Below are 11,802 nucleotides of genomic sequence, written 5' to 3' on the forward strand. Positions count from 1 at the left end.
GCTACGCGTTTCCGCCCGAGAGCTTCTCGCGGAGCGCGGCCAGAGCCTCGTCATCCGCGAGCGTGCCGGCGCCGTTCGAGTCGCTCGAGAAGGACGAGCCCGCAGAGCTGGACTCGACCGGGGCGAACCCGGCTGCCTCGGCCTCGAGGGTCTTGGCGACAGCAGCCTTGTGCTGCTCCCAGCGACCCTGGGCAGCGGCGTACTCCTGCTCCCACTGCTCGCGCTCGGCGTCGGAGCCTTCCTTCCACGCCTGAGTCTCGACGTCGAAGCCCTCGGGGTACTTGTACTCGCCGTTCTCGTCGTACTCGGTGACCATGCCGTACAGGGCCGGGTCGAACTCGGTGCCGTTGGGGTCGACCGACTCGTTCGCCTGCTTGAGCGAGAGCGAGATGCGGCGACGCTCGAGGTCGATGTCGATGACCTTGACGAACACCTCTTCGCCGACCGACACGACCTGCTCGGCGAGCTCGACGTGCTTGCCGGAGAGCTCCGAGATGTGCACGAGGCCCTCGATGCCGTCCGCAACGCGGACGAACGCGCCGAACGGGACGAGCTTCGTGACCTTGCCCGGGGTGACCTGCCCGATGGCGTGGGTGCGGGCGAAGACCTGCCACGGGTCCTCCTGCGTCGCCTTGAGCGAGAGCGACACGCGCTCACGATCGAGGTCGACCTCGAGGATCTCGACGGTGACTTCCTGACCGACCTCGACGACCTCTGAGGCGTGCTCGATGTGCTTCCACGAGAGCTCGGAGACGTGCACGAGGCCGTCCACGCCGCCCAGGTCGACGAACGCACCGAAGTTGACGATCGAGGACACGACACCCTTGCGGACCTGACCCTTGTGCAGGTTGTTCAGGAACGTGGTGCGCGACTCCGACTGCGTCTGCTCGAGCAGCGCGCGACGGCTGAGGACGACGTTGTTGCGGTTCTTGTCGAGCTCGAGGATCTTGGCCTCGATCTCCTGGCCGAGGTACGGCGTGAGGTCGCGGACGCGGCGCAGCTCGATGAGCGAGGCCGGGAGGAAGCCGCGGAGACCGATGTCGACGATGAGGCCGCCCTTGACGACCTCGATGACCGAACCGGTGACGACTCCGTCGTTCTCCTTGATCTTCTCCACGTCGCCCCATGCGCGCTCGTACTGTGCGCGCTTCTTCGACAGGATCAGACGGCCTTCCTTGTCCTCCTTCTGGAGAACGAGGGCCTCGACGGCGTCGCCGACCTTGACGACCTCATTGGGGTCGACGTCGTGCTTGATGGAGAGCTCGCGCGAGGGGATGACGCCCTCGGTCTTGTACCCGACGTCGAGGAGGACCTCGTCGCGGTCGATCTTCACGACGGTTCCTTCGATGAGGTCGCCGTCGTTGAAGAACTTGAGGGTCAGTTCGACCGCAGCCAGGAAGTCCTCAGCAGATCCGATGTCATTGATGGCGACCTGCTTGGTGGCCGGGGCGGTCGTGGCGATAGTCATGTAGTGGGTTGTCCTTGTTGGGTTGGATATCGGGCCACGGTCGGCGCCCGCACGCCAGGGCGAACGGATGCTTCGAACCGAAGCGAGTGGATTTGGATTGCGAGTGTCGCGGGCGCACGGCAATGAAGCCATACGCATGACACTTCAGGGTATCAGAACGCGTCGGTGGGCCGCATTATGCCCGAGCCGCATTACGGCTCGGATAGAGTCATGCCCGCGATGGATGAGGGGTCGCCGGGACCCGCTTGTCGGAGCCATGGGCGGCGTTCTCGTTCTCGATCTGCACGAGGATGACGTTGCCGCCTAGGTCGCGAGCGCGGGTTCCGGCTCCAGATCGCATTCCCGCACACCCACTGACATCAGAATCGAGCAACCCGTGATCACGGTGCACCTCCGGTATGAGATCGATGCCGACAAGCTGAGCGACTTCGAGGAGTACGGCAGGCTGTGGATCCGTCTCGTGAACCGCCTGGGCGGCCAGCACCACGGGTACTTCCTGCCCAGCGAAGGTGACAGCGACGAGGCGTTCGCGCTGTTCACGTTCCCGTCGCTCGCGGAGTACGAGCAGTACCGCCTGCGCGCCGCAACCGACCCCGAGTGCATGGAGGCGTATCGCTTCGCCGCCGAGACACGCTGCATCCGTCGCTACGAGCGTCGTTTCGTCTCTCCTCTCTTCGAGTGAGTTCGTCTCTCTTCGACTGAGTTCGTCTCTCCTCTCTTCGAGTGAATTCATCTCTCCTCTCGTCGAGTGAGTTCGTCTCTCCTCTCTTCGAGTGAGTTCGTCTCTCCTCTCTTCGAGTGAATTCATCTCTCCTCTCGTCGAGTGAATTCGTCTCTCCTCTCGTCGAGTGAGGTCGTCTCTCGTCGAGTGAGTTCAACCGACCGCGCGCCGTGGACGTAGGAACTCGCGCTTGACTTCAAGGAGGCTCCAGCTTGAGGCCTCGAGCCTTCCCGCGTGGGATCTGGAGCTCTCGCCCCCTCGAAGCCTGAGCTGATTCGCCCTCGACACCAACGGAGCTCGCCCAGGGAGACGGGGCGATTCCCTTGATCGACGTCTAGAACGGCGGTGGGTCGCTGCTCGCAGTGAAGCGGAGGACGGGTTCCGGGGTGTCGGTGTAGGTGCGTCCTGTGGGACTGGTCCATTCCAGGACCCCGCCGGAGCGTTGTTTCACGGTCCACGGGGTGGCGTGCTTGAGCGTGTGATGTCGCTTGCAGAGGTGGGCGAGGTTGGCGTCGGAGGTTGCGCCGCCGTGGGCGGCGTCGTGGGTGTGATCCAGGTCGCACCGGTGGGCGGCATCCGGCATCCGGGAAACCGGCAGTGCTCATCGCGCACGCGGAGCAGCCGTTTCAGGTCTTCCCCGGGCCGGTAGCGGTCAACGGCGAGGACGGCCCCGGTGACCGGGTGTGTCATGACGCGTTCCCATCCGGGACATCCGCCCGCCAGGCTTCGCGCCGTCTCCGGATCGATCGGACCCGACCCGGCTAGCACAGCCGGCTCTGACCCGTGGCCGGTGAGGGCGAGCACCGGGACCGTGACCTGAACTCTCGCTCGGATCGCGCCGAGGTCGATTCCGGCATCCGGGTCATCGACCGACGGAGTGCCGGTCAGCAGCATGTCGGCGAGGATGTCCGCTCGAAGCTGATCCATGGTGCGCACATCCGCTGCGTGCCCCCCTCGTCCGCTCGGACGGATCCATCCGAGCCAACCGGACGATCCGATGCTTCGAGCGGAGTGTCCGCCCCGGCTGTTGACGTTCGTGCCTCTTTGACCGTCTGGGCTTGTTGGGTGATCCGGTCGAAGATCCCGTGGATCAGCACGGATGGCTGAAGCAGGATCAGTTCTCCCATTCCGTCGGGCAGGTCGCTCATCCGAACGGTTCGTTCGGCGCGGGCGTCGGCGTGCCGCGCTTCGAGGGTGCGCGGCTGAGCCCGGTTGGCGAGCAGCTTCGCGATCGGACCGAGCCGGCCGGGGGTTCCCACGTATGCCCGCCGCAGCACCTCGTCCTCGAAACCGGCGCTCGCATCCGCGTCGTCGATGCCGAACCCTGCCTGCACGATCACCGATACGTGGGCTCGGGAGATCCGCCCTTCCCCCCATGCGGTCAACGTCTGAGGGAAGCTCTCCACCAGCAGGGTTGCGTCGTTGAGCTGTCGCTGGACGGATCAGTCGCTCGTGCGTACGGCAGCGGCCAACTCGGCCGCAATCGAGCGCAGGGGCATCTCACGATCTCTCGACGCAAGCGACGTGACGCGGGACATCTGCTCCGCACCGAGGGCCGCGGCCGCGGCGAGCGCACGCGTCTCGAAGGCCTGGAACGCCGCGATCCCGGCTCGGGCGTCGACGATCGTCCTGACCAGGGTTTCGAGGATCGCGGCTTCCGCCGCTTCCAGCGAAACCGGGTCGGGAGGCGGGCCGGGGTTGTCATTCGAAGACATGTTCTGATCTTGGCATCGGGTTCCGACATTTGCAGGCGCTTCGTTTCGCTTCGTCTCGCTTGGCTCCGCAGCGACCCGGGGCCGCCGGTGCGCCACCACCGCCCGACCGCTACCCGCCCGATGGAGCGCGCGTCAAGCCGCTTCCGCCCGTTGGCACGCGCGGGGATCATCGGAGCGACAGATGATCAGGAGGAACGATGGCGAAATCCGCAAAGCTCGCGAAGGGTGATCGTGTGAGCTGGAACACCTCTCAGGGCCGCACCCGGGGCGAGATCACGGCCGTGCGCACGAAGGACTTCGAGTTCGCAGGGCAGCACTTCACGGCATCCGAGGACGATCCCGCCTACATCATCCGATCGGAGAAGAGCGGCAGCGAAGCGGCGCACAAGCGGTCAGCGCTGCGCAAGCTCTCCAAGTAACGGGCACCCGGCAACGGGCCAGCACAACTCCGCACCGGCCCGGCTACCGCCGCTCGACCACCTCGGCGCATGCCACGCACGTCCTCGTCATCGGCCGTGCCCGCAGTCGGGCCTCCGGGATATCCCGACCGCATTCGGCGCAGCGGCCGTAGGTTCCCGACTGCTGGCGAAGCAGGGCCGCATCGATCTCGGCGAGTTCGTGCTCGGTGTCGGCTCGGAGCGCCTCCAGCATCGCCCATTCGCCGGACAGCGTCGATCCTTCCGGGTCGTGCTCGTCGTCGGCCGTCCCGTCGCCCCGCGCGCTCAGCAGATCGCGTCCGTCCTCCGAGTTGCGAAGCAACGTGCGCTCCGCAGCCTCACGGCGCTCACGCAGAAGCGCTGCGAACCCGCTCAGAGTCGCATCGTCCACCCGGCGGTCACCTCTCCAGCGCCTCGGCGATGGGCACCTCCCCCTTGTTGAATCGGATCGTACGACCCACCGACGACGGAGAGGCCAACGCCGCGGCGACGACGGCCGCGACATCCGCCCTGCTCACCGCGCCCGATTCGCTGGCGTCCGGGTCGATGAGACCGGTCGGGTCGTGCAGCGTCAAGGCGCTGGGGGCGACGATCGTCCAGTCGAGGCCACTCGCGCGCAGCTGCTCGTCGGCGGCCGCCTTGGCTTCGGCATACGCGTAGAAGCCGTTCCCCTCGGGCACGCCATGATCCAACCGCGCGCCGAAGTACGACACCATCACGTACCGGCGCACCCCCGCAGCGAGCGCGGCATCCATCGAGCGGATCGCGGCATCCCGATCGACGGCGTAGGTGCGCGCCGCCGTTCCGCCTCCGGCACCCGCAGACCACACGATCGCGTCGTGACCGTCGAAGAGCGCGGCCATGCCCGAGACATCGAGCGACTCGACGTCCGCGACCAGGGGCACAGCTCCCGTCGCGGCGACCTCGTCCGAGTGCTCGGGATTGCGGATGACGCTCGTCACGTCGTCGCCGCGCGCGACCAGCAGCGGCGCGAGCAGGAGCGCCACCTTGCCGTGGCCGCCGATGATGAGGATGCGTGACATGGGAATCCCTTCGCTCGCCTCCACGCTACGCGCCGATCAGCGCCGCGGGGCGGCGGAGACGGCATGCGCCACCTCGGAGATCTGATCCGGGCCTACCCGGCAGCATCCGCCGACGAGGCGGGCGCCGCCGACCACCCACTCCCCCGCCGACTGCGAGATGCGGCCGGCTTCGCCCGACCAGCGGCGCTCGTCCGCGTTCCAGCGTTCACCGCTGTTGGGGTAGGCGACGCCGGGCTTGCCCGTGCCCGCACGGAGCAGGGCGAGGGCGCCTCCGACCTCGGATACGTCGCAGCAGTTGACGCCGACGGCGATGACCTCAGGAGTGGCCCCGGCGATGGCCGCGGCTTCCGCCAGCGACTCGCCCGAGCGCAGCGCGCCGTCGGCGACCGTCACGCTGATCCACGCGGGGACCCCGATCCCCTCGAGCTCGAGGCAGACGGCCTCCAGCTCGGCGAGCGATGGAAGCGTCTCGACCGCCAGGGCATCGGGCGCGGCGGCGGCGAGGGCCCGGATGCGGGGGCGATGCCACAGGCGCAGCTGGTCGACATCCAGTCCGTAGTCGCCGGTGTACTCGCTGCCGTCCGCCAGCGAGGCCCCGTACGGCCCGACGGATGCCGCGACCCAGGCCTCATCGGCGGAGAGGCCGGCCTCCTCCCGCGCCTCGCGCGCGAGCCGCACGCTCGAGGCCAGCAGGGCGTCCACCGCAGCGCTGCCGAGTCCTTCTGCGGCGAGCGCCTCGTAGCTCACCTGGTACGAAGACGTGATGGCGACCCTGGCGCCGGCGGCGAAGTACTCGACGTGCGCCCGGCGGAGCTCCGTCGGCGCTTCCAGCAGCAGACGAGCCGACCACAGCGACGACGACAGGTCATGGCCCTGTGCCTCGAGCAGCGTGCCGAGACCCCCGTCGAGCACGATCGGGCCGGCCGCGAGGGCATCGGTGAAGGCTGTCACGCCGTCAGTCTAGGCAGGGGACGGATGCCCCCGCCGAGCACCCGCGGTGTCGGTGGCCAGCGGCAGAATCGGGCACAGAAGGGAGCTTCCATGCTCAGAGGACTCACGACCATCACCTACTCCGCCGACGACGTCGAGGCCGCAGCCGACTGGTATCAGAAGGTGCTCGGCATCGAGCCGTACTTCCGGAAGGAGTTCGGGGGCGCGACGGCCTACGTGGAGTTCCGCATCGGCGACTACTCGCACGAGCTCGGCCTCCTCGACCGGCGCTACGTCGGGCCCACACCCAGCGAGCAGGGCGGGACGGTCGCCTACTGGGCGGTCGACGATGTACACGCCGCCTACGAGCGCCTGCTCGAGTTGGGCGCCACCCCGCACGTGCCGGTCACGGAACAGGGCCCGGGATTCGTCACCGGATCGGTCTACGATCCCTTCGGAAACGTGCTCGGGGTGATGTTCAACCAGCACTACCTCGACGTCCTGAGTGAGCGGACGAGCTGACGCGGCCACCGCTCAGGCCGCGACCGCCTGCCGCTCCGCCACGATGGCGGCGACCGCGGCCCGTCCCGCGCGATTCGCCCCGATCGTCGACTGTGACGGGCCGTAGCCGATCAGGTGCAGCCGAGGCTCGTCGATCGCCATGGTCCCGTCGACGCGGATGCCACCCGCCGGGGTGCGCAGTCCGAGCGGGGCCAGGTGGTCGAGGGCGGGGCGGAATCCCGTCGCCCACAGGATCACGTCGGCCGCCAGGAACGAGCCGTCCGGCATCCGCACGCCGTCGGGCTCGATGGCGGTGAACATCGGATGCCGCACCAGCACGCCCCGCTCCTGGGCTGCCCGCGCCCATGGGGTCCAGTGCATGCCGGTCACCGAGATCACGCTGCCCGGCGGCAGGCCCTGGCGCACCCGCTCCTCGACGCCTGCGAGCGCTGCGATCCGCGCCGGGATGTCGAAGTCCTCCTCGACCCACTGCGGCTCTCGTCGCGTCATCCAGAGAGTCTCCGCCACCCGGGAGATCTCATCGAGGAGCTGCAGCGCGGAAACGCCGGCGCCCACGATGATCACCCGCTTGCCCGCGAACTCCTCGGCCGACACGTAGTCGGCCGTGTGGAGCTGCCGACCCTGGAACAGGTCCCGGCCCGGGTAGTGGGGCCAGAACGGGCGGGACCACGTGCCGGTGGCATTGACGACGTGCCGAGCGGACCATGCCCCGTTCTCCGTCTCGATCCGCAGACGCTCTCCGTCCCCGGTGCGTCGCACCGCGCGCACCTTCACGGGCCGCCGGACCGCGAGATCGAACCGCCGCTCGTACTCGTCGAAGTACGACGGAAGGATGTCGCGGCTCGGGGCGCGCGGATCCGCGGGCGGCACCTCGAAGCCCGGCAGCTCGTGGATGCCGTTCACCGTGCCCATCCGCAGCGATTCCCAGCGGTGCTGCCACGCTCCGCCGGGCGTGGCGTCGGCGTCGAGCACCACGAAAGTCCCTGAACCGACCGCCCGGTCCACCGGTGTGAAGCCGCGCCGCCGCAGGTGGTACGCCGCGGAGAGGCCCGCCTGCCCCGCACCGATGACGACGACGTCGACATCACGCGGGACTGCGGGAGATTCATCCACGTGAATGAGAACCGCCCGCACCCCTCGCGCATTCCGCCGGTCAGTCCTCGGCGTCGAGGTAGAACCAGCGCCCCGCTCGCCTGGCGAAGCGGCTGCGCTCCTGCTGCACGCCCTGGCCCTCGGGGTCGCGGTAGTGCGCCCGGAACTCCACGACCGCCCGATCGCCGTCATCCACGACGTCCACCATCTCCAGCCCCGTCCATCGGATGCCCGGGTGCAGCTCCACCGTGTCCGGCCGAGTGGATCCGTGCCAGGTGTCCCAAAGGTAGACGGCATCGCCGACCACGAAGGCCGAGTAGCGGGCGCGCATCAGCCGCTCCGCGCTCGGGGCCGGCGCACCGGCGTGCAGGGTGCGACAGCACGCGCCGAAGGCATCCCCGCTGCCACACGGGCATCGCGCCGAGGAGGAGACGGCTGGGAAGGTCCCGCGAGCGGCCTGACCGAACGACATGACCCGATTCTGCCGCGCCTAGGGTGAAAACCATGACCATGACCTATCGCGGCACGACCGCCCTCATCACCGGCGCGAGCTCCGGCCTCGGCGTGGAGTTCGCCACCCGCTTCGCCGAGCGCGGCGCGGATGTGGTGCTGGTCGCGCGCCGCGAGGACCGTCTGCGGCAGCTGGCGATGGCGCTCGAGCGCGACCACAAGGTCGGCGCCACTGTCGTCCCTCTCGACCTCACGACACCGGATGCGGTGCAGGCCGTGCGCGCTGCACTGGCCGGCCGCGGCATCCACACCCTCATCAACAACGCGGGATTCGGCATGCGCGGGGCGTTCGTGAACGAGGATCCGGCGCGCGTCGAGTCACTGCTGCAGCTGAATGTGCTGGCGCTGACGCGGCTCACTCGCGAGTTCCTTCCCGATCTCATCCGCAGGGGGGAAGGCGCGCTGGTCAACATCGCCAGCACTGCGGCCTACCAGCCGCTGCCCAACATGGCGATCTACGGCGCCTCGAAGGCCTACGTCCTGAGCTTCACCGAGGCCATCGCGTACGAGACGCGTGAATCCGGCCTCAGCGTGCTGGCCCTCAGTCCGGGCGCGACGAGCACCGAGTTCTTCGAGGTCGTCGGCTCGGAGGACGCCGCCGTCGGGAGATTCCAGAGTTCCGAACAGGTCGTGGCAACAGCCCTGAAGGCGCTCGACCGCTCGCACACCCCGCCCAGCATCGTGTCGGGCGTGAGGAACGGAATCCTCGCGAAGGCGGCGGGCATCGTGCCCCGTCGCCTCAGCCTCGCCGCAACGGGCCGGCTCCTCACCTGATCGCGACACCCCGCGCATCCTCTGGCGCACGGCATCGCTCGGCATGAAAATGGAGCAATGACGGTCACGTGCGACCTGTCGCTGTCGATGGACGGCTATTCGACCGGCTACGACCAGCGGGCCGAGGCCCCGTTCGGCGATGGCGTCGGCGAGGTGCTGCATGAGTGGATGTTCGAGCACGGCCGAGAGAGCGCCGACGAAGTCGCCGCGATCCTCGACGCCGGCGCATACATCATGGGCCGCAACATGTTCGGTCCGGTCCGCGGTGAATGGAAGGGCGACTGGCGCGGGTGGTGGGGGGACGAACCGCCGTATCACGCGCCCGTCTACGTCCTGACGCACTTCGCCCGGGAACCTCTCGAGATGGAGGGCGGGACGATATTCCACTTCATCACGGATGGGCCGGAGAAGGCGATGGATGCCGCACGAGCGGCCGCCGGTGAGCGCAGCGTCGCGATCGCCGGCGGCGCCTCCACCATCAACGAGTTCCTGCGGGCCGGGCTGATCGACGAGCTCCGCCTGCATTTCGCGCCTCTCGTGGTCGGCCTCGGCGGTCACGGCATCGTGCGGCTCTTCGACGGCGTCGAGCGGTCGAAGTGGGTCGTCGCATCCGCCCGTTCCACGCCCCACGTGAGCCACGTCACCTACCGTCGCCGCTAGCGGCCGATGGCCCGCCCACCCTTCCGGCTTCCGCTCACCGTCGGCGCGCCGCTATCTCAGCGGCGACCCCACCACGTCGAATCGCGTTCCTCCCATCTCGCCCGAGAGAAGTGGCATCGCCTCCGCGATCGCCGCCTTCACCTCGGAGAGCTCCAGCGAGGCTCGATGCGCCTCGGCCGATCGCCACAGTTCCGCGACGAACACCGTGTCGGGCTGTTCGTCGTTTACGCCGACCTCGTAGAGCAGGCATCCGATCTCGGCCATGGCGGGGTTGCGGCGCGTGAGGATGGCGACGACCTCGTCGCGCTTGCCGGGGAGCGTGCCGAGGTGGCCGATGTTCGCGAACGTCATGCGGGAAGTGTGGCACGACCCCCCGACAAGGCTCGCGCGTGGGTCGGCTACCCTGAGGACGATGGATATCGACGACCCGAAGCGCCCCTCGTCCACCCGCATCCTGGTCTGGGTGCTCGCGGGAGGGGTGGGCATCTATCTTCTGGCGTCGGGCATCATCGGGATCGTCTCGGGAAACTGACCCGCACCCCTGACCACCGCCGTAGGCTTTCGCCATGCCGGGGCCACGAGCGAAGCGCAGGGGCCGCACGCCGACGCCGCCACCGCCCGAGCGCACGCCGCACGTCGCGACGCTCGTCGTGGGTGATGCCGTCACCAAGCTCGATGCCCTCGCGATCGTCGCGTTGACGCTCGACGCGGCGGTTGAGAACGCGGGCACGGCCCGACCGTTCATGCGGCTCTCTCCCAGCGCCTGGGCCGAGATCGAGATCCCCAAGTTCGGCGAGCCGCCCCCACTGGCGATCGACGTGTACTCCTCGTCCGGGCTGGCCGACGCTCGAGGCCAGGCACTCGCGCTCGCCGCGGCGCTTGCGAGCAGCACCGCCTGGGCGGTGACTCCCCGCTTCGTCTGAACAGACGCGCGGCACGCCCCCCGAAAGCCCGTCGCACCCCCGTGGCAGGATGAGCACGTGACCGACCGCCTCATGCTCCTCGACACCGCATCGCTGTACTTCCGTGCCTTCTACGGCGTGCCCGACACCGTCAAGGCGGCGGACGGCACCCCGGTCAACGCGGTGCGGGGGCTGCTCGATATCATCACGCGGCTCGTCACCACCTACGAGCCCACCCACCTCATCGCCTGCTGGGACGACGACTGGCGGCCCCAGTGGCGGGTCGACCTCATCCCCACCTACAAGTCGCATCGGGTGGCCGAGGTCGTCGTCGGCGGGCCGGACGTCGAGGAGACTCCCGACCCGCTCGAGGTGCAGATCCCCACCATCCGTGCTGTGCTCGAGGCCCTTCGGATCCCGATCGTCGGCCGCGCTCACCACGAGGCCGACGACATCATCGGCAGCCTCGCGTCGCAGGCCACGCTGCCGGTCGACATCGTCACCGGCGATCGGGATCTCTTCCAGCTGGTGGATGACGCGCGCCAGGTGCGCGTGATCTATACCGCCCGCGGCATGAGCAACCTGGAACTCGTCACCGAGGCGGTCGTCGTCGGCAAGTACGGCGTGCTGCCGAGCCAGTACGCCGACTTCGCCACCCTCCGCGGAGACGCATCGGACGGACTGCCCGGCGTGGCGGGGATCGGCGAGAAGACCGCCGCCACGCTCTTGGCGACGCACGGCGACCTGCCCGGCATCATCGCCGCCGCGGCAGCGGGTGAGGGGATGTCGGCCGGCCTCCAGTCGAAGATCGTCGGCGCCGCGGGGTACCTCGAGGTCGCCCCGACTGTCGTGGCGGTGGTGCGCGATCTCGACCTCGGGGAGATCGACTCCCGGATCACGCGTCCGGATGACACGGCCAGGGCGCAGCTGGGCGCGCTGGCGGAGTCGCACAACCTTGCGTCGCCGGTCGAGCGCGTGCTTGCCGCGCTCACCCGCTGAGACTGAGCTGGCTGAAGGAACTCAGCGCC

The 11,802-nt window shown here is 68.8% G+C and carries 16 protein-coding genes and 2 pseudogenes; 7 read left to right on the forward strand and 11 right to left on the reverse strand.

From position 1 onward, the window contains the following. Position 1: 1 nt before the first annotated feature. Entirely contained in the window at positions 2-1,468 is a 1,467-nt protein-coding gene (gene rpsA, locus ACPW96_RS04295) for a 30S ribosomal protein S1 (protein WP_425882155.1), read from the reverse strand. A 376-nt stretch (positions 1,469-1,844) separates the two neighbouring features. Here rpsA and ACPW96_RS04300 point away from each other — a divergent pair, with 376 nt between their 5' ends. Further along, positions 1,845-2,150 carry an NIPSNAP family protein gene (locus tag ACPW96_RS04300; RefSeq protein WP_425882156.1) on the forward strand — a complete coding sequence of 102 codons (306 nt, stop codon included), beginning with the start codon at positions 1,845-1,847 and terminating at the stop codon, positions 2,148-2,150. A 486-nt stretch (positions 2,151-2,636) separates the two neighbouring features. Here the strand turns inward: ACPW96_RS04300 and ACPW96_RS04305 are convergent, their stop codons facing one another. The 3 genes and pseudogenes from ACPW96_RS04305 to ACPW96_RS04315 form a co-directional block, all read right to left on the reverse strand. Then, entirely contained in the window at positions 2,637-3,116 is a 480-nt protein-coding gene (locus tag ACPW96_RS04305; RefSeq protein WP_425882157.1) for a hypothetical protein, read from the reverse strand. Next, positions 3,074-3,613: pseudogene (locus ACPW96_RS04310) on the reverse strand (DUF222 domain-containing protein); the annotation flags it as partial. The gene ACPW96_RS04305 and the pseudogene ACPW96_RS04310, both read right to left, overlap by 43 nt. An 18-nt stretch (positions 3,614-3,631) precedes the next feature. Then, a complete protein-coding gene (locus ACPW96_RS04315) occupies positions 3,632-3,904 on the reverse strand; it encodes a hypothetical protein (protein ID WP_425882158.1) in 273 nt (90 codons plus the stop codon). Between the two features lie 197 nt (positions 3,905-4,101). On the opposite strand from ACPW96_RS04315, the gene ACPW96_RS04320 reads away from it, so the two are divergent. Continuing rightward, complete coding sequence (locus ACPW96_RS04320) at positions 4,102-4,323, forward strand: DUF2945 domain-containing protein (RefSeq protein WP_425818001.1); 222 nt, start codon at positions 4,102-4,104, stop codon at positions 4,321-4,323. A 43-nt stretch (positions 4,324-4,366) separates the two neighbouring features. Here the strand turns inward: ACPW96_RS04320 and ACPW96_RS04325 are convergent, their stop codons facing one another. The 3 genes from ACPW96_RS04325 to mmuM are packed head-to-tail and all read right to left on the reverse strand — an operon-like array spanning position 4,367 to position 6,335. After that, complete coding sequence (locus ACPW96_RS04325; protein WP_425882159.1) at positions 4,367-4,732, reverse strand: TraR/DksA family transcriptional regulator; 366 nt, start codon at positions 4,730-4,732, stop codon at positions 4,367-4,369. Between the two features lie 7 nt (positions 4,733-4,739). Beyond that, on the reverse strand, positions 4,740-5,384 hold the full coding sequence (locus tag ACPW96_RS04330; RefSeq protein WP_425882160.1) for an NAD(P)H-binding protein: 645 nt from the start codon (positions 5,382-5,384) through the stop codon (positions 4,740-4,742). 36 nt (positions 5,385-5,420) lie between these two features. Next, on the reverse strand, positions 5,421-6,335 hold the full coding sequence (gene mmuM / locus ACPW96_RS04335; protein WP_425817995.1) for a homocysteine S-methyltransferase: 915 nt from the start codon (positions 6,333-6,335) through the stop codon (positions 5,421-5,423). 90 nt (positions 6,336-6,425) lie between these two features. On the opposite strand from mmuM, the gene ACPW96_RS04340 reads away from it, so the two are divergent. Next, positions 6,426-6,836 (forward strand): VOC family protein, encoded by a 411-nt coding sequence (locus ACPW96_RS04340; RefSeq protein WP_425817993.1) that lies wholly within the window; start codon positions 6,426-6,428, stop codon positions 6,834-6,836. Positions 6,837-6,848: 12 nt separating this feature from the next. On the opposite strand, the gene ACPW96_RS04345 is transcribed toward ACPW96_RS04340, so the two are convergent. From ACPW96_RS04345 to ACPW96_RS04355, 3 genes and pseudogenes are all read right to left on the reverse strand, one after another. After that, the gene (locus ACPW96_RS04345) at positions 6,849-7,949 is read right to left on the reverse strand and encodes an NAD(P)-binding domain-containing protein (RefSeq protein WP_425817991.1); all 1,101 of its coding nucleotides are present in this window, start codon (positions 7,947-7,949) and stop codon (positions 6,849-6,851) included. A 40-nt stretch (positions 7,950-7,989) separates the two neighbouring features. Beyond that, positions 7,990-8,298 carry a YchJ family protein gene (locus ACPW96_RS04350; protein WP_425882583.1) on the reverse strand — a complete coding sequence of 103 codons (309 nt, stop codon included), beginning with the start codon at positions 8,296-8,298 and terminating at the stop codon, positions 7,990-7,992. 6 nt (positions 8,299-8,304) lie between these two features. Then, positions 8,305-8,400: pseudogene (locus tag ACPW96_RS04355) on the reverse strand (SEC-C metal-binding domain-containing protein); the annotation flags it as partial. A gap of 32 nt (positions 8,401-8,432) precedes the next feature. Between ACPW96_RS04355 and ACPW96_RS04360 the strand changes: the two are divergent. Next, the gene (locus ACPW96_RS04360) at positions 8,433-9,212 is read left to right on the forward strand and encodes an SDR family NAD(P)-dependent oxidoreductase (RefSeq protein WP_425882161.1); all 780 of its coding nucleotides are present in this window, start codon (positions 8,433-8,435) and stop codon (positions 9,210-9,212) included. Positions 9,213-9,269: 57 nt separating this feature from the next. Further along, on the forward strand, positions 9,270-9,872 hold the full coding sequence (locus ACPW96_RS04365) for a dihydrofolate reductase family protein (RefSeq protein WP_425882162.1): 603 nt from the start codon (positions 9,270-9,272) through the stop codon (positions 9,870-9,872). Between the two features lie 51 nt (positions 9,873-9,923). Here ACPW96_RS04365 and ACPW96_RS04370 read toward each other — a convergent pair whose 3' ends face one another. Then, entirely contained in the window at positions 9,924-10,223 is a 300-nt protein-coding gene (locus ACPW96_RS04370) for a putative quinol monooxygenase (protein ID WP_425882163.1), read from the reverse strand. Positions 10,224-10,438: 215 nt separating this feature from the next. On the opposite strand from ACPW96_RS04370, the gene ACPW96_RS04375 reads away from it, so the two are divergent. Next, complete coding sequence (locus ACPW96_RS04375; protein WP_425882164.1) at positions 10,439-10,795, forward strand: hypothetical protein; 357 nt, start codon at positions 10,439-10,441, stop codon at positions 10,793-10,795. Positions 10,796-10,852: 57 nt separating this feature from the next. Next, positions 10,853-11,773: a 5'-3' exonuclease gene (locus tag ACPW96_RS04380; RefSeq protein ID WP_425882165.1), complete on the forward strand. Its 921-nt coding sequence runs from the start codon at positions 10,853-10,855 to the stop codon at positions 11,771-11,773. Positions 11,774-11,802 lie beyond the last annotated feature (29 nt).

It is taken from the genome of Micromonospora sp. DT81.3 (genome assembly GCF_049847225.1).
Taxonomy (GTDB): domain Bacteria; phylum Actinomycetota; class Actinomycetes; order Actinomycetales; family Microbacteriaceae; genus Microbacterium.

Bases quoted from the DNA above. Each gene is read 5' to 3' on its own strand.
- ACPW96_RS04370 (WP_425882163.1), bottom strand. From the start codon at position 10,223: ATGACGTTCGCGAACATCGGCCACCTCGGCACGCTCCCCGGCAAGCGC.
- ACPW96_RS04315 (WP_425882158.1), bottom strand. From the start codon at position 3,904: ATGTCTTCGAATGACAACCCCGGCCCGCCTCCCGACCCGGTTTCGCTG.
- ACPW96_RS04320 (WP_425818001.1), top strand. From the start codon at position 4,102: ATGGCGAAATCCGCAAAGCTCGCGAAGGGTGATCGTGTGAGCTGGAAC.
- ACPW96_RS04365 (WP_425882162.1), top strand. From the start codon at position 9,270: ATGACGGTCACGTGCGACCTGTCGCTGTCGATGGACGGCTATTCGACC.
- ACPW96_RS04360 (WP_425882161.1), top strand. From the start codon at position 8,433: ATGACCATGACCTATCGCGGCACGACCGCCCTCATCACCGGCGCGAGC.
- ACPW96_RS04375 (WP_425882164.1), top strand. From the start codon at position 10,439: ATGCCGGGGCCACGAGCGAAGCGCAGGGGCCGCACGCCGACGCCGCCA.
- ACPW96_RS04330 (WP_425882160.1), bottom strand. From the start codon at position 5,384: ATGTCACGCATCCTCATCATCGGCGGCCACGGCAAGGTGGCGCTCCTG.
- ACPW96_RS04340 (WP_425817993.1), top strand. From the start codon at position 6,426: ATGCTCAGAGGACTCACGACCATCACCTACTCCGCCGACGACGTCGAG.
- rpsA (WP_425882155.1), bottom strand. From the start codon at position 1,468: ATGACTATCGCCACGACCGCCCCGGCCACCAAGCAGGTCGCCATCAAT.
- ACPW96_RS04305 (WP_425882157.1), bottom strand. From the start codon at position 3,116: ATGGATCAGCTTCGAGCGGACATCCTCGCCGACATGCTGCTGACCGGC.